This window comes from Streptomyces sp. NPDC006368, assembly GCF_040612535.1.
Classification (GTDB): domain Bacteria; phylum Actinomycetota; class Actinomycetes; order Streptomycetales; family Streptomycetaceae; genus Streptomyces.
Map to the genome: position 1 here is coordinate 18,714 of NZ_JBEXQK010000023.1, position 15,507 is coordinate 34,220.

The 15,507-nt window shown below is 74.4% G+C and carries 12 protein-coding genes and 1 pseudogene; 6 read left to right on the top strand and 7 right to left on the bottom strand.

The window, feature by feature from the left end:
• Positions 1-12 precede the first annotated feature (12 nt).
• The 3 genes and pseudogenes from ABZZ38_RS18470 to ABZZ38_RS18480 form a co-directional block, all read right to left on the bottom strand.
• Positions 13-1,281 (bottom strand): hypothetical protein, encoded by a 1,269-nt coding sequence (locus ABZZ38_RS18470; RefSeq protein WP_356740867.1) that lies wholly within the window; start codon positions 1,279-1,281, stop codon positions 13-15.
• Positions 1,278-2,057, bottom strand: a complete 780-nt coding sequence (locus ABZZ38_RS18475; protein WP_356740993.1) for a hypothetical protein — start codon at positions 2,055-2,057, stop codon at positions 1,278-1,280. Before ABZZ38_RS18475 ends, ABZZ38_RS18470 begins: the two co-directional genes overlap by 4 nt.
• 342 nt (positions 2,058-2,399) lie before the next feature.
• Positions 2,400-4,391: pseudogene (locus ABZZ38_RS18480) on the bottom strand (right-handed parallel beta-helix repeat-containing protein); the annotation flags it as partial.
• 156 nt (positions 4,392-4,547) lie between these two features.
• On the opposite strand from ABZZ38_RS18480, the gene hmgA reads away from it, so the two are divergent.
• The 4 genes from hmgA (at position 4,548) to ABZZ38_RS18500 (ending at position 9,165) form a co-directional block, all read left to right on the top strand.
• On the top strand, positions 4,548-5,870 hold the full coding sequence (hmgA, locus tag ABZZ38_RS18485; RefSeq protein WP_356740869.1) for a homogentisate 1,2-dioxygenase: 1,323 nt from the start codon (positions 4,548-4,550) through the stop codon (positions 5,868-5,870).
• 22 nt (positions 5,871-5,892) lie between these two features.
• The gene (locus ABZZ38_RS18490; RefSeq protein ID WP_356740871.1) at positions 5,893-6,642 is read left to right on the top strand and encodes a GntR family transcriptional regulator; all 750 of its coding nucleotides are present in this window, start codon (positions 5,893-5,895) and stop codon (positions 6,640-6,642) included.
• Between the two features lie 14 nt (positions 6,643-6,656).
• Positions 6,657-7,886 (top strand): type ISP restriction/modification enzyme, encoded by a 1,230-nt coding sequence (locus ABZZ38_RS18495; protein WP_356740873.1) that lies wholly within the window; start codon positions 6,657-6,659, stop codon positions 7,884-7,886.
• An 82-nt stretch (positions 7,887-7,968) separates the two neighbouring features.
• Complete coding sequence (locus ABZZ38_RS18500) at positions 7,969-9,165, top strand: CaiB/BaiF CoA-transferase family protein (protein WP_356740875.1); 1,197 nt, start codon at positions 7,969-7,971, stop codon at positions 9,163-9,165.
• Positions 9,166-9,827: 662 nt separating this feature from the next.
• Here the strand turns inward: ABZZ38_RS18500 and ABZZ38_RS18505 are convergent.
• Positions 9,828-10,091, bottom strand: coding sequence for a hypothetical protein (locus tag ABZZ38_RS18505; protein ID WP_356740877.1), 264 nt, complete (start codon positions 10,089-10,091; stop codon positions 9,828-9,830).
• 226 nt (positions 10,092-10,317) lie between these two features.
• Here ABZZ38_RS18505 and ABZZ38_RS18510 point away from each other — a divergent pair, with 226 nt between their 5' ends.
• Positions 10,318-11,925 (top strand): protein kinase, encoded by a 1,608-nt coding sequence (locus ABZZ38_RS18510; RefSeq protein WP_356740879.1) that lies wholly within the window; start codon positions 10,318-10,320, stop codon positions 11,923-11,925.
• Here ABZZ38_RS18510 and ABZZ38_RS18515 read toward each other — a convergent pair.
• A complete protein-coding gene (locus ABZZ38_RS18515; RefSeq protein WP_356740881.1) occupies positions 11,909-12,718 on the bottom strand; it encodes an SGNH/GDSL hydrolase family protein in 810 nt (269 codons plus the stop codon). The genes ABZZ38_RS18510 and ABZZ38_RS18515 overlap by 17 nt on opposite strands.
• A gap of 576 nt (positions 12,719-13,294) precedes the next feature.
• Here ABZZ38_RS18515 and ABZZ38_RS18520 point away from each other — a divergent pair.
• Positions 13,295-14,404 (top strand): DUF5925 domain-containing protein, encoded by a 1,110-nt coding sequence (locus ABZZ38_RS18520; protein ID WP_356740883.1) that lies wholly within the window; start codon positions 13,295-13,297, stop codon positions 14,402-14,404.
• 31 nt (positions 14,405-14,435) lie between these two features.
• On the opposite strand, the gene ABZZ38_RS18525 is transcribed toward ABZZ38_RS18520, so the two are convergent.
• Positions 14,436-14,828 (bottom strand): SDR family oxidoreductase, encoded by a 393-nt coding sequence (locus ABZZ38_RS18525; protein ID WP_356740885.1) that lies wholly within the window; start codon positions 14,826-14,828, stop codon positions 14,436-14,438.
• 255 nt (positions 14,829-15,083) lie between these two features.
• Positions 15,084-15,476 carry a GntR family transcriptional regulator gene (locus tag ABZZ38_RS18530; RefSeq protein ID WP_356740887.1) on the bottom strand — a complete coding sequence of 131 codons (393 nt, stop codon included), beginning with the start codon at positions 15,474-15,476 and terminating at the stop codon, positions 15,084-15,086.
• Between the last annotated feature and the right edge of the window lie 31 nt (positions 15,477-15,507).

Sequence of the window (15,507 nt, forward strand, 5' to 3'; positions counted from 1 at the left end):
TCCGGGCCGGGTTCAGGCGATGAGGAGGCCGATGCCACCGAGGGTGTACGCGATCATCAGCACGAGCAGCGGCAGTTGGCCCGCGACGGCCCGGGCGGGCGGGAAGAGGCGGACGGAGCGGTCGTGGGCGGCGACGACGCCGAGCACGTGACCGGCCACGACGGCGCCGATCTGGAGGGCGGCGAGACCCCCGGGGGTCAGGGGCGGGGCCGGTGGAGGTGGATTGTCGGTGCCGGCCGCCATCATGACGGTGCGTGGTCCTTCGGTGACGAAGAGGCTGAAGTAGTGCGCGACGAGATAGCCGAGGGCGACGGGGAGGAGGGAGTGGGCGAAGGCGGCGAGAGGGTGGGTGATGCGTCCGGAGATGAGCCGCGTGGCACCGGCGCAGAGGCCGTAGAGGGCGGCGACGAGGGCGACGGCGGCGAGCAGGCCGGCCGTGGCGGTGGCCGTGCGGCCGAGGGGTGAGGTCTGGAGCGTGGTGATCCAGGCGGGGCTGTCGGAGAAGCCGTCGTAGGCGGTGGAGCCGAGCAGGACGCAGACGGTGGCGACGAGTCCGGGGACCGGCGGGGTGGAGTCGAGGCCGTGGAGGGGGTGGCGCAGCACGAGCCGGCCGTCGGAGCGGCGGCCGAGCGGGGAGAGCCGGGCGAGGAGCGTGGAGTACGCCTCGAAGGCGTCGGCGTGCGTGAACCAGCGTGCGCCGTAGCGGGCGGCGCAGGCGAGGTGGACGGCGGCGTACAGGGTGAGGAAGACGAGGAGGGCCGTGGGCGACGCGGGGTCGGGCGAGGCGAGTTCGAGCCAGGTGTAGGCGAGCAGGCCGGCGGCGGCGGGCCGCATGCCGAGGCGGGGCGGCAGGGGGCGGGCGGAGCGGAGCGAGGGGAGGAGGGCGTGCAGGGTGCGCAGGGGGTTGAGGAGGCGCCAGACGGGACCGAACAGCAAGGAGGCGGGGACGAGGCCCACCCAGAACAGGACGTGGACGGCGCCCGGGGCAGGGTTGCGTTCCGGCTCGGCGGGTCCGAGGAGGAGGTGGAGCACCACGAACAGGGAGGCGGCCAGGCCCACTCCGCGCAGCGCGCCCCGGACGGGGCGGGCGTCGGCGAGCCGCTGCGCCCACGGGGGCAGGGGGCGGCCGGAGCGCTCGCCGTGGAAGCGGGACGCGGACCAGAGCAGGCCCAGCCCGAGGAAGGAGACGAACAGCGCGGTGAAGGCACCGGCGAAGGCGTAGAAGGGCGGGACCGGGAGGTCGTGCCGGGCGCCGACCCCGTGGGCCAGGAGCAGCGTCATCGTACGGCGAGCTGGGTGAGGACCAGGCGGGACTCGTGCGTCTCGACCTCGAACAGCCCGGTGCGGTCGACGGTGAGCGTGAGGGTGACCGGTCGCCCGGCGGGCAGGGGTGCCTCCTTGTCGTAGCCGTGGACGTGCAGGGTGTCGTCACGGTCGCTGGTGACGGTCAGGGCGAGCCGCTGCCCGCGCCGCAACTCCAGGCGGCCCGGCGGCGGTTGCACCGCGTCGCCCATGACGGTGATGTCCAGGGTCCGGTCCGCGTCGCGTGCTCCGGAACCGGAACCGGAGCCGGAGCCGGAACCGGAACCGGAACCGGAACCGAGGGTCGCCGTTGCCTCGACCGGCTTGCCCCGTACGGCCCAGGCGGTGTGGTCGTCGGCGTACAGGCGGGCGGTGAGCGTACGGGCTCCCGGGGGTAGTGCGCTGGTGGGCAGGTGGTGCCAGGGGCCGTGGACGCGGGCGAGTTCGCGGCCGTCGAGGAGCAGGCGCGCGTGGCCCCGGCCGGGGAGGGCGGCGCCGCCGGTGCTCTCCGGCGTGAAGCGGAAGTTCCGCACGTCCAGGTGGACGTTCCAGCCGTCCTCGGAGTCGGGCCGGACGGTGAGCCGTGCCTCCGGCGCGCCCTTGGCCGGTACCTGCCGCAGCCGGTGGCCGGTCCCGTCCTCCGCGGCCAGCAGCGTGCCCGTGGAGCCGGTCGCCTCCTCGTGGCTGGTGCCGGGCTTGTGGTGGGTCGTGGGGCGCGCGCAACCGGCGGCGACCACGAGGAGGACGGCGACCACGAGGAAGGCCGCCGCCGGCCACGGCCGGGCGCGGTGCGTACCGCTGCGCGGGCCCTGGGCCGTGGGTCCCGGTCCGGGTGCGGTGCCGCTGCGCGGGGCTTGGGTCGTGGATTCCGGTCCGGGTGCCGGGGGAACGGCCCCCAACGGCCACCGCACGGACGATGGCACAGCCGGACCGACGACCCGCCGCGACGGCGACCGCCGTGAGCGGCGACCCACGCCGGGAGCCGCGCCCCGTACGTGCGGGTCCGATTCCGGCCCCGGCCGAGGACCCGGCCCCGGGTCCGGGTCCTCGGCGGGGACCGTCCCCGCACGGCCCGGCCCGCCCGCCCCGCCCGGAGCGGAGGCGGCGGCCACCGCCCAGAGGACCCACACCACGGCCACCGGACCCCGCAGCCAGGCGGGGCTCAGCGGCACCCAGGGGATCATGAGCACCGCCTTGTCGAAGGCGTCCAGCAGCGTCAGGGCGCCCAGTACCACCGTGACCCACCCCAGGGAGACCCGACCCGCGCGGCGCAGGGCGAATCCCAGTCCGGTCCACCAGGCGCCCATGAGGAGCAGGGCGAGCGCCGGGACGTACCCGGCGGCCAGGCCGGTCGTCGACCCGGCGACGTCGAGGACGAACCCCGCCGCGCCCAGCAGGGTCGCGGCCCCGGCGAGCCGGCTCGTGCGCGCCCCGCGCCACCACAGGGCGCCGCCGACCAGTGCGAGGACGGCGGCGACGCCCAGTGCCACCTGGGTCTCGACGCGCTCGACGCCCCGCGCGCCGTACCAGTCGCAGCCGGCCGGGAGCCGCCGCGCGCCCACGTCGTAGTCGGCGCACACGAGCAGCTGGATCAGCTTGGCCGGCTCACCGACGAGCCGGTCCGACCCGCCCGACACGTCCCCGCGCCGCGCGCCGCACTCGGGCAGGGTGCGGGGCGACGAGGCGCCGGTGCCGGGCTGCCAGCAGTTGCCGCCGCCCTGGCCGTCCCACCACACGTCGGTGCGGTTGGGCCGGGTGTTGCCCGCCTTGTCCTTGCCGAGGTGGTTGCCCGCGTACCGGTTGTGGTGGGAGGTGTCGGCCTGCTTGGACCAGGCGTTCTCCCCCCGGATGAAGGCGGGGACGGCGCTCAGGTAGAAGGCGGTGCGCCGGTGACCGTAGATCCAGTTGTCCTCGTACAGGTTCCAGTTGCCGCCGGCGGTGATGATGCCGGAGCCGGGCGGCATGGAGATTTGCGGGCACACGACTCCCTGTTCGTAGCCGCGTGCGGCGGGCGGCCGGGCGCAGGTTCCGTCGGCGACGTGGCGGTAGTAGTCCTGGTTGTTGTCGTGGATGACGTTCCGCTCGAACCGGGCGTGGTTCTGCGGCAGTCCGGGGTGTCCGGGGAAGGCGCTGTCCATGGAGGCGCCGCCCATGTTGTGGTCGAACTCGTTGTCGTGGACGTACACGGAGTCCCCGGCGGTGCCCGAGTAACCGACCATGTTGTGGTGGCTGCGGCAGCCGGTGATCTCGATCGAGTAGCGGGGGACGTCGTAGCCCCGGCCCTCGTTGATGTCGGAGGCGCTGCCGGGGTAGATGCCGGAGTCGCCGTTGCCGTAGGACTCGCAGTTCTTGTACAGGCCGTGGTCGCTGGCGAAGGTCAGGAAGCCGTATTCGTCGTTCCACCGGGTCAGGACGTCGTCGATGACGAAGCCGTCGGCGGCCAGGACGTACAGCGAGTTGAAGGTGGTGCGCTGGGCGGTGAAGTTGCGGAAGTAGACGCCGTCGGAGCCGTCGGCCCGGATGGCGTTCAGTTTGCGGTACTTGGCGTCGATGACGACGTCCGTCCGCGCCGCGCCGGTGCCCTCGATCTGGAGGTTCGTCTTCCCGAGGATGGCGACCAGGTTCTGGTTGTGGGGGCACTGCTTCTGCTGCGCGTACGACAGGACCTGGTAGCCGAACGCCGAGTCGGGGGCGTCCAGCGTGGCGCACGCGCCCGTGGGCGCCGGCAGGGAGGGCTCCTCCTCGTACAGCCCGGGCAGGATCGCGATGGTCATGCCGGGCCGGTCGACCGCGTCGACGGCCTGCTGCACGTGCCGGTACCCGTCCTTCGCGCAGCGCGCGAAGAGCCGCTCGTTGCGCTCCCGCAGCGGCGCCGGGAAGCGGGCGATACGGCGGGCGAAGTCGGCCCGGTCCGTCTTGCAGACCAGCAGGTCCGGCTCCCCCGTCCGCAGGACGGGCACGCTGCCGGAGCCATCGGGGAAGGTGACGGGCCGTTCCTCGTGTGCCCGGGCGGGGGGCGCGCCCACGAGGAGCAGCAGGGCGGCGCAGAGGACGGAAAGTACGGAGAGGAGCCTGGCTGTCCATGACATGCGGGCCATGCCGGTGAGAGTAGAGCTTTGTTCATCTTTGGGAACCCCTCCGGCGCGGGATTCGTCGAAGCCGTGCCCCGTTGACGCGAGGGACACGGAATCCTACGGTCATACATAGGATTCACTGTGGGATTCCTTGAGCGGCAGGAGCACGCCATGACGGAACAGGCGCGGGAGCAGGCACAGAAGATCGCCGAGGGGCTGGAGTACGCCTCCGGCTTCGGCAATGAGCACAGCTCGGAGGCTGTTCCCGGGGCTCTGCCGCTCGGCCGGAACTCCCCGCAGCGCGCCCCGCTGGGCCTGTACGCCGAGCAGCTGAGCGGCTCCGCGTTCACCGAGCCGCGCGCCCACAACCGCCGCTCGTGGCTCTACCGGATCCGCCCGTCGGCCGCGCACCCCGCCTTCGTGCGCACCGACAACGGCGCTCTGCGCACCGCTCCCTTCACCGAGACCGTTCCCGACCCGAACCGGCTGCGCTGGAACCCGCTCCCCGACCCGGCACCCGGCACCGACTGGCTGGCCGGCCTGTGGACGCTCGGCGGCAACGGCGACGCCACCCAGCGCACCGGCATGGCCGTGCACCTGTACCACGCCGACGCGCCCATGGACCGGGTCTTCAGCAACGCCGACGGCGAGCTGCTGATCGTCCCCGAGCGCGGTGGCCTGCTGCTCCGCACCGAGTTCGGCCTGCTCGCCGCCCGCCCCGGCGAGGTCGCGCTCATCCCGCGCGGGGTGCGCTTCCGCGTCGACCTCCTCGACGAGACGGCGCGCGGCTACGTGTGCGAGAACTACGGCCGGCCGTTCGAGCTCCCCGACCTCGGCCCGATCGGCGCCAACGGCCTGGCCAACCCCCGCGACTTCCGCGCGCCGGTCGCCGCGTACGAGGACGTCGACGGCCCGGTGGAGGTGGTGAACAAGTACTGCGGCAACCTGTGGTCCGCGACGTACGGCCACTCCCCGCTGGACGTCGTCGCCTGGCACGGCAACCACGTCCCGTACGTCTACGACCTGCGCACCTTCAACGTCCTGGGGACGATCTCGTACGACCACCCCGACCCGTCGATCTTCACGGTGCTCACCTCGCCGTCCGACACCCCCGGTCTCGCGGGCGTCGACTTCGTCGTCTTCGCGCCGCGCTGGCTGGTCGGCGAGGACACCTTCCGCCCGCCGTACTTCCACCGCAACGTGATGAGCGAGTACATGGGCCTGATCGAGGGCGCGTACGACGCCAAGGCGGAGGGGTTCGTGCCCGGCGGGGGCTCGCTGCACAACATGATGTCGGCGCACGGCCCGGACCGCGAGACGTTCGACAGGGCGAGCGCCGCCGAGCTGAAGCCGCAGAAGATCGACGACGGGCTGGCCTTCATGTTCGAGACCCGCTGGCCGATGACGACCACCGCCCAGGCGGCGAACGCCGACCACCTGCAGCAGGGCTACGACGACGTATGGCAGGGTCTTGAGCGCCACTTTCGGCCGTAGTACGTCGTAGTACGGAGATGCCGTGACCGCCTTCGCCCCCGACTCGCTGGTCCTGAACCGGAAGCTGCCGCTCTGGTACCAGGTCTCGCAGTCCCTGCGCGCCTCCATACTGGGCCGGACGCCGGACGCGTCCCTGCGCCTGCCCACCGAGGAGCAGCTCGCCGCGCACTACGGCGTCAGCGTGCTGACCATGCGCCAGGCGCTCAAGGAGCTGGAGGCCGAGGGCCTGATCAGCCGGCACCGGCGGCGCGGCACCTTCATCGAGCCGGGCGCCCGGCGCTCCACACCGCGCAGGCTGCTCGGCTCGATCGACGCGATCGTCGCCCAGCAGTCGGGCGAGCGGACGACGATCCTCGGCCACGGCACCCGGGCGGTTCCCGGTGAGCTCGCCGAGCACTTCCCGGACACGGCGGAGGTCGTCGCGTACAAGCGGCTGCGCCGCGACGGCGAGACCGGCGAGCCGACCAACTGGGCCGAGAACGCGGTACGCCCCGAGGTCGCGGCCGGGATCGACCTCGCCGACCTTGAGCGCTGGCCGATGACGAAGGTGCTGCGGGACACGGTCGGGGTGCGGATCAGCCGGATCACCGACACCGTGGAGGCACGGCTCGCGGACCCGGAGACGGCCGAGCTGCTCCAGGTCCCGCTGCTGTCGCCGATCCTGCACTACACGGGCGTCACCTACGACGAGTCCGGCCGGGTGGTGGACGTGGCGCGGATCCGGTACCGGGGTGACCGGTTCTCCTTCACGGTCACGGTGGAGGCGGACTGAGCGCCGTCACTAGCATGCAGGCCGTGACGGAAGACCTGCCCCTGCTCGACGACCTCATGCCGTGGTCCGTGGCGCCGCTGCGGCTCGGGCGTTCCTGGGTCGTCGCCCCGGACGCGCGGACGCTGCGTGCCCGCTGGGACGCGCTGCTGCGGGCCGCGGGCGGTGAGCGGGAGGCGCTGTTCGGGCCGACCCGGGTGCGCACGCTCACCAGCTCGGTCGCCGCGCTGCCCGGGCAGCGGACCGGCACGGTGAGGCTGGCGCGGGAGGCCGGGCCGTGCCCCGAGCCGGTACGGCTGGCCCATGGGCCGTTCGACGAGCAGTGGCTGCTGCCCGACCACCGGCTGATCGACGTGGCCCGCCCCGAGCTGTGGCGGGTGGCGGACGAGCGGCAGATCTTCGCCGTCGAGCAGGGGTACGCGCACGGGCACGTGCCGCGGGGGCGGGGGCGCGTGCCGCAGGCGCCGGGCCCCGCGCTGCTGGTGACGGCCGCGCTGCCGGACGGCCGTTCCCCGGCGGGCCGCCCGGGCCGCATCCGCCCGCTGTACCGGCGGCCGGGCGGGCGGGCGCCGAACGTCACACCGGGGGTACCGGAGCTGTTGAGCAAGCGGTACGGCTCCGAGGTCACCGCCGAGGACGTGCTGGCCTGGGCGGTGGCCGCCGCCCGCCCCTCCCCCGCCGGGTGCGCCGTCCCGCTGCCCGCCGAGCCCGGGCTCTGGGCGGCGGGGGTGGTCCTGGGGCGCCGCATGACGGACGTCCAGCTGCGCGGCGCGCGCGGTGGCGAGCGCCCCCGCCTGCCCGGCGGACGCCGCCCCTACGTCCGCGCGGCGATCCCCGCGCGCCCCGAGGAGCTCACGTACGACGCGGACGGGGAGACCCTGCACGTGGGCACCGGCCGCGTCTCGCCCGTGCCGGCCGGGGCCTGGGAGTACCGGGTGGGCGGGGTCCGGATGCTGGAGCTCTGGTTCGGGGACCGCACCGCTCCCGCCGAGCCGGGCACCCTGGAGGCGATCCGGCCCGCCGCCTGGCCCCAGGAGTGGACGTCCGAACTGCTGGAGCTGATCACAATCCTGGCCCTCCAGTCCCAACTGGAGTCGCGGAGGCCGGAGCTGTCCGACGCGCCGCTGATCACGCGTACCGACCTGCGCGCGGCCGGCGTGCTTCCGGCACCGGACGCGGCCCGCCGCCCCGCCTCCGTGCTGGACCGGGAGGAAGAGGGCCCGGAGGGACAGCTGGCGCTCCTGTAGCGGTGTACGTGGTGGCGGTGGACCGGCCGGCGGACGTCGCCGGGGGTGACAAAGGTGGTACGTACACGATAGGTACGGCGTCATGAGCACTCCGTCGCTCCCTCTTGAGGGAATCACCGTCGTCGCCGTCGAGCAGGCCGTCTCCGCGCCGTTCGCCACGCGCCAGCTCGCCGACCTGGGCGCCCGCGTCATCAAGATCGAGCGCCCGGACGGCGGGGACTTCGCCCGCGGCTACGACACGGCGGCCGCCGGCCTGGCCTCGCACTTCGTCTGGTGCAACCGGGGCAAGGAGTCCCTCGCCGTCGACCTGAAGGACCCGCGCGGCATCGAGGTGGTACGCCGGCTGGTCGCGGGCGCGGACGTGTTCGTGCAGAACCTCGCACAGGGCGCGGCGGCGCGGCTGGGTCTGGACGCGGCCACCCTGTGCGCGGCACACCCCCGGCTGATCGCGGTGGACATCTCGGGGTACGGGGCGGGCGGGCCGTACGCGCACAAGCGGGCGTACGACATGCTCGTGCAGTGCGAGGCGGGGCTCGTCTCCGTGACCGGGACACCGGAGCAGCCCGTCAAGGCGGGGATCCCGGCGGCCGACATCGCGGCGGCGATGTACGCCTTCTCGGGGGTGCTGGCGGCGCTCCTGCGGCGGGCGACCACCGGGCGGGGCGGGCCGGTGGAGATCTCCATGCTGGAGTCGCTCGCCGAGTGGATGGGGCATCCGCTGCACCACGGGATGCACGGGGGCGAGGCCCCGCCGCGGACGGGGGTCGCGCACGCCGTCATCGCGCCGTACGACGCGTACCCCACGGCGGACGGGGGGCAGGTGCTGCTGTCGGTGCAGAACGACCGCGAGTGGCGGCGGCTGGCCGAACAGGTGCTGGGGCGGCCGGAACTGGGCGACGACCCGACGTTCGCGACGAACACGGCGCGGGTGGCGCACCGCGACAAGACGGACGCGGTGGTGGCGGAGACGCTGGCCGCGCTGGGGACGGCGGAGGCGATCGAGCGGCTGGAGGCGGCGGGGATCGCGTGCGCCCGGCTCAACACGGTCGCGGACGTGGCGGCCCATCCGCAGCTCGCGGCGCGGGACCGGTGGCGGGAGGTCGACACGGCGGCGGGGCCGCTGCGGGCGATGCTCCCGCCGATCACGCTGCCGGGTGGCCCGGAGCCGCGGATGGGCGCGGTCCCGTCGCTCGGCGCGCACACGGAGGCGGTCCTGACGGAGCTGGGCGTCCCGGAGGAAACCCGGGCTGAGCTACGCCGGGCGGGCGTGATCGCCTGACGGGTGGGGTGCGTTGCCGTTCCTCGGGGCGGCGGCCCCCGCAGGTGGGCGGGGCGGGCGCGGTGCCTTGCCGGGCGGCGCCCCGGGTGCGGCCACCACCGGGTGGACGGTCTCGATGCGTTGCCGTTCCTCGGGGCGGCGGCCCCCGGCGGGGGCGGGCGCGGTGCCTTGCCGGGCGGCGCCCCGGGTGCGGCCACCACCGGGTGGACGGTCTCGGTGCATTGCCGTTCCTCGGGGTGGCGGCCCTCGGCGGGGGGCGGGGCCTTCCGGGCTCGACTCTCCCCCGGAGGGGGCACCCTCACGGGGCCGGCTGCCTTGGGCCCTTCGTGTTGAGTGCCCCGGCTGTGCCGCCGTCCCGCTGCGAGGACGACCCTGCTCGGCTCCACCCCTGCGCCGCCTGCCGCGTGCGGACCACCTTGGGTGACTCCTCACTGTTCGCCCTGCCAAGGGCTTCCGCCGGGGGCGGCGCAAAGCCGCCGCGGCGAGGGGCGCCGGGGGCGCCGGCCCCCGCACAGCCCTCCCCCGGCAGGGGTCCGGGGCGCAGGCCCCGGTGACGGGTGGGGCAGGGCCGGAGGGGAGGGCCGGCCGCGGGCGTGAGCGGGGCGGGGGCGCGGGAGGGGCGACGCGAGCCGCGAGGACCGGTCGGGTGCCCTCCGCCCCGGTCAGCCGTGGTTGCCGAAGAGCGAGCGGCGCAGGCGGCGCAGCGGCGCGAAGAGCTTGACGCGGGCGCTCTTGCTCGTGCGGGTGTGCGCCACGTCGCGGGTCGTCAGTTCCCGCATCAGCAGCGTCGCCTCGACCGTCTCGCGCTGCGGGACGGCCGGGCCGCCGAGAACCGCGAGATGGCGGTCGAGCCGCGAACTCGTCGCGCTGGTCCTGCAGGTGATCGCAGGCACGCGTGCCCTGCTGCGCACAGTTATCCGTTCCATGTCACTCCCCACCCGTACGAAAGACACCCTGCCCGGGGCAGGTTAACCCTATCGTCCCCGCGTCCCTTGCGTGTATCCCGGCGGAGTGATTCACCACGCACATACGGGTGTTGACGATTACTCTCCGAATACGCATGATTCCAGGGCGAGTTGGACACGTTCCCAGCGGGGACGTGTTCGGCCGGCATGGAGTGGTTTTCGCCGCATCGCCTGAAGGGGGTTGCCCGTGACCGAGACGCCCGGCGGGGAACGGCTGGTCGCGGGGCGTTACCGACTCCTCGGCCCGCTCGGCGAAGGCGGCATGGGCGTCGTGTGGCGCGCCCGCGACGAGGTGCTGGGCCGCGAGGTCGCCGTCAAGGAGGTGCGCGCGCCCGCCGGGCTCGGCGTCACGGACGAGCGGCGGCTGTACGCGCGGCTGGAGCGGGAGGCGTGGGCGGCGGCGCGGGTCTCGCACCGCAATGTGGTCACCGTCCACGACGTGGCGACCGAGGACGGCCGGCCCTGGATCGTGATGGAGCTGGTGCGCGGGGTGACGCTCTCCGAAACGCTCGACGCCGAGGGCCCGATGCCGCCCCGGCGGGCGGCGCACATCGGGGCGGAGGTGCTCGCGGCCCTGCGCGCCGCGCATGAGGCCGGGGTGCTGCACCGGGATGTGAAGCCGAGCAACGTCCTGCTGGGGAACGACGGCCGGGTCGTGCTGACGGACTTCGGGATCGCGATGGTGGAGGGCACGTCGAACCTCACCATGACCGGTGAGCTGATCGGTTCGCCGGAGTTCCTGGCGCCGGAGCGGGCGCTCGGGCGGACGCCCGGGCCGGCGTCCGATCTGTGGTCGCTGGGCGTCCTGCTGTACGCGGCGGTGGAGGGCAACTCGCCGTTCCGCCAGAACACCCCGCTCGGCACGTTGCGCGCCGTGGTCGACGAGGAGCTGCCGACGCCGCGCCGGGCGGGCCCGCTGGCGCCGGTCATCGAGGGGCTGCTGCGCAAGGATCCGGCCGAGCGGCTCACGGCGGAGGAGGCGGCGCGGCAGCTGCGGGCCGTGGGGGCGGGCGGCACCGCGCGTACGGCTCCGCCGGCGTCGCCGGACGGGTACGTGCCGGTGGTCGCCGGGGTGCCGTCCGGCGGGCCGACGGGCCGGGGGCGTGTTCCGGGTGACACCGCGCCGACGGCACCGGTGCCGGACCGTCCGCCGCGGCGGGCGGTGGCCGTGCTCGTAGCAGGGGTCGCCGTCCTGCTCCTGGCGGTCGGCGGCCTCACGTACGCGCTGCTGCGCCCGGAGGGCCGGGACACCGCAGGCGCCGGCGCCGTGTCGCCCGGTGCGTCCGGCCCACAGGGCGGTTCGGTGAGCAGCGGCGTCCCGCCGGAGACCGTCACCCCCACCCCGACGCGCACCGGCTCCACGCCCACGGACGCCGTGAGCGGTCCCCCGCCCCGGGAGTCGGTGCTGGTGTACGCCAGGGCGGTGCGCGGGAGTTACAGCGGGATGTGCCCGCCGCCCGCCGAAGAGGCCCCGGCCTTCACCGGGACGATCACGGTGGGCCGTACGCCCGCCTCCGTCGGCTACCGCTGGGTGACCGAGAGCGGCGAGAGTTCGGAGTCGGAGTGGCGGACGGTGGAGTTCCGGGCGGACGGGGGCAGGGAGCAGCAGGTTCGCCACACGGAGCTGACGTACGGCGGGGGTGGGACGCACCGCGACCGGGTCCGGCTGGAGGTCCGGAGCCCGGTCACGACACGGTCGAACTGGGTGGGGTTCTCGGTCACGTGCCACGACGAGCGCCCCACCGACGGGACGTCCCCGTCGGATCAGCCGCCCACGGTCACGCCGCGGCCCTGAAGACCGGCAGGTAGCCGCCGGACTGCCCGGAGGCGGTGGGGTGGTACGACTCGCCGATGTTGAGCCAGTTCACGCTGTGCAGCCAGGAGGCGCCCGAGCAGATCTCGTGGCCGGTGAAGGCGGGGACGACGTCGGCGAAGGTGAAGCCGTGGTCGGCGGCGCGCTTGGCGGTCGCCGCGTTGAGGTGGTCGGCCCCGCCGTTGATGGCGCGGCGTTCGTTCTCGGTCAGGCCGGCGACGCAGCCGCCGCCGAGCTGGTAGAAGCGGGGGTAGCCGAGGACGACGACGTGCGCCGAGGGGGCCTTGTTCCTGATGGCCGAGTACACGGTGTCGAGGCGTCCGGGCAGGGTGGTGTCGACATAGCGCTTCGCCTCGTTGACGCGGGCGATACAGGTGGCTTCGGACTGCGTGACGCAGGTGGTCATGACGTCGGCGAAGCCTGCGTCGTTGCCGCCGACGGTGAGGGAGACGAGGTCGGTGGCGGCGGAGAGCGGGCCGAGCTGGGTGGCCGTCACATCCGTCGTACGGGCTCCGGAGCAGGCCGTGAACGCGAACGACGAGGGGGCGTTGGCGGCCGCCCAGAGGGCGGGGTAGGCGCGGGTGGTGCGCTTGCAGTTGCCGCTCGCGCTGTCGTAGTACCCGGCGCCGACTCCGGAGGAGTACGAGTCGCCGAGGGCTGCGTAGTCGAGGGCTGCGGCCGATGAGTCGGCCTGCGCCGCCCCCGCCCCGGTGAGGGCGAGGACGGCGCTCAGGAGGAGTGAGGAGGACAATGCCGCGGCTCGGGACAGTTTCATGGAACCTCCCATAGCAGTATTTCTGCCCGGAGTTGTCGTATCAGCTTGCGGTGTCCATGCCAATACCTGCGGGCGAACGGCGTACGGCGCACCGATGCACGGGGACTGACGGCCCGTCGCCCCCGCGCCGGACACGGAGGCCGTCGACCGGTGTTCGGCCCCTCCGAGGGGTAAGTCGTCGGCGCGCGCGCTGAGTTGACGGCGACAACCCCTTCCCAGCGCCTGCGGGCGGAGGCCGGCCGCCGCGACGCCGGTTCCGTGCCGTCACCGGCGAAAAGCGACGCGCCGTCGCCTACTCCATTCGGCCTCTTCCCCGACTTCGCCGCCCCCGCCCCGCGCCTCGCCGCCGCAGCGGGAGCCATCAGCGTCGATCCGCCGGCGGGGAGGCGCCGCTGAGGTCCCGTGCGTCCCCCGCGCGACGGCGTGACGGCAGTCCCCGGGTTCCCCTTCTCCGGATCGGTGGGCGGCCACCGGGCGAACGTGGGCCGCCCCCGTGAACCGGTCCCATGAGACGCGGCGGTGAACCGCCCACGTAAACACGGTGCGTGGGACGCGCGTGTGCCGGATCATGGGCGCATGTCTGCCAACCCCCAGGACGCGCTCCCGATCCGGCTCATGCTCGACGACAGCGATTCCCCTTCCGACGTCGTCGACGCGCTGTTCCTCGGACGCTTCGCGACGGGCGAGCAGCCGTACTCGTACAGCGCCACCATCGACCGTCTCAAGCCGGGCGCGACCCTGCTCCCACCCGGCGCCACGGTGCTGCGCGCCGCCCGCGACGACGACCGGAGCGCGACGCTCGCCGAGGGCGACGGCTGGACGCTGCTGATCTCCCGCTGGAACCGGGGCGCCGACGTGACCGTCACGGCGGTCGGCGCCGAGCTGGCCGAGCGGGTCCTGAAGCAGGCCACGGAGGGAGTGCGGGACGAGCCGGAACCGCAGCCCGACAACGTCACCATGGGCTTCTGGTACGTGTCACCGCGCCGCGGCCCGCACCGCACCACGCGCCGGATCGCGGCCGGGGCGTGGGACGACGTGCGGGCCAACTACTCGGCGCCGGTGGCGGACGCGATGGACCGGCTGATGAAGGTCACCCCCGACGACATCGCCGGCCGCCTGCTCCTCCTCCACGGGCCGCCGGGTACGGGCAAGACGTCCGCGCTGCGCACGCTGGCCCGGTCGTGGCGCGACTGGTGCCAGGTGGACTGCGTCCTGGACCCCGAGCGGCTCTTCAACGACGTCGGCTATCTGATGGACATCGCGATCGGCGAGGACGAGGGAACCGCGAAGGGCCGCTGGCGGCTGCTGCTCCTGGAGGACTGCGACGAGCTGATCCGCGGCGAGGCGAAGCACACGGCCGGACAGGCCCTTTCAAGGCTGCTGAACCTGACGGACGGTCTGCTCGGGCAGGGCCGCAACGTCCTGGTCGGCGTCACCACCAACGAGGACCTGGAACGCCTCCACCCCGCGGTGGTCCGCCCCGGCCGCTGCCTGGCCCGCATCGAGGTGGGCCCGCTGACCCGGCCGGAGGCCATGGCCTGGCTCGGCCGGGAGGTTCCCGGGCGGGACGAGGCCGTCGGCCGTGACGGCGCGACCCTGGCCGAGCTCTACGCCCTGCGGCGAGGCACCGGCCCGGCGGCGGTCCCGGACCAGCCGAAGGGCCGGGACGCCGGGCTGTACCTGTAGCGCTCCGCCCCACGGCCGGTGCCGGTGCCGGTCAGGGCCGGCGGCCGGCGGCGGCGAGGTCCAGCATGTGCCGGGTGCCCTCGACGTTCACCCGGCTGACCGTCTCCAGCGGGGCCTCCAGGTTGGTGGACGCCGCGCAGTGCCACACCGCGTCCACCTCGTCGGCCAGCCGCCGGAACGCGGCGGGCTCCAGCCCCAGACGCGGCTGGTCGAGACTCACCCGCGCGGTCCGCAACTGCCCGCTGCGCAGATACGTCTCTGCGCCGGTGAGGCCCGCGAAGTCCGGCACCCGCTGAAGGCGTCCGGCCGCCAGGTCGGGGGCGTCGCGCACCAGGGCGATGATCGCGTGCCCCCGGGACAGCAGCCGGGCCAGGAGGTGACACCCCAGGAAGCCCGTGGTTCCCGACAGCGCGATCGTCTCCATGCCGACGGCCTCTCTTCTGCGTCTCGACGGGTCCGGGACAGCGCGGGGCGCGCACCGGGCCGGGCCGTGCCCGCCGCGGAATCGGCCCCCGTGGTGCGCCGCCCGCTATCGGGACAGCTTGGCCAAAAGCGGCATACGGGGAGCGGTGACACACGGTGGGTCACTCGGATGCTTCCGGGCCGCCCGCGCGGGAACGGCCGCGGGCGGGACCGTGTGCCGCCGGTTCCGGTCGGGGGAGAGCAGGGTCGACGTCGGCTAGGGGGTGTCGCGGTCGCCGTCGCCGTACGCCGCGCGCAGTGCGTCCGTCACCGCCGCGAGGGCGTCGGCGCGGGTGAGGCCCAGGCGGTGGGCCTCCGTCGCGTACGCGGTGGCGGCCGTGGCCGCCTGACGGGCGGCGGCGTCACCGGCGGCGGCGACGAACGTACCGGCCCGGCCGCGGGTTTCGATCACTCCGTCCGCCTCCAGCACCCGGTACGCCTTCGCGACCGTGTTGGCGGCGAGGCCCAGTTCCTCCGCGAGGCCGCGGACGGTCGGCAGCTTCTGACCGACCGGGAGCCGGCCGGAGCGGGCCTGCTCCGAGATCTGGGCGCGCAGTTGTTCGTACGGAGCGGTCGACGACCCCGCGTCGATGGAGATCTTCAAGGTCACGGGCCGATTGTCCCGCACGCCGCGGAGAAAT

Excerpts from the sequence above, each read along its gene's own strand:
- ABZZ38_RS18525 (WP_356740885.1), bottom strand. The coding sequence starts at position 14,828 with ATGGAGACGATCGCGCTGTCGGGAACCACGGGCTTCCTGGGGTGTCAC.
- ABZZ38_RS18515 (WP_356740881.1), bottom strand. The coding sequence starts at position 12,718 with ATGAAACTGTCCCGAGCCGCGGCATTGTCCTCCTCACTCCTCCTGAGC.
- ABZZ38_RS18520 (WP_356740883.1), top strand. The coding sequence starts at position 13,295 with ATGTCTGCCAACCCCCAGGACGCGCTCCCGATCCGGCTCATGCTCGAC.
- ABZZ38_RS18495 (WP_356740873.1), top strand. The coding sequence starts at position 6,657 with ATGCAGGCCGTGACGGAAGACCTGCCCCTGCTCGACGACCTCATGCCG.
- ABZZ38_RS18500 (WP_356740875.1), top strand. The coding sequence starts at position 7,969 with ATGAGCACTCCGTCGCTCCCTCTTGAGGGAATCACCGTCGTCGCCGTC.
- ABZZ38_RS18505 (WP_356740877.1), bottom strand. The coding sequence starts at position 10,091 with ATGGAACGGATAACTGTGCGCAGCAGGGCACGCGTGCCTGCGATCACC.
- hmgA (WP_356740869.1), top strand. The coding sequence starts at position 4,548 with ATGACGGAACAGGCGCGGGAGCAGGCACAGAAGATCGCCGAGGGGCTG.
- ABZZ38_RS18470 (WP_356740867.1), bottom strand. The coding sequence starts at position 1,281 with ATGACGCTGCTCCTGGCCCACGGGGTCGGCGCCCGGCACGACCTCCCG.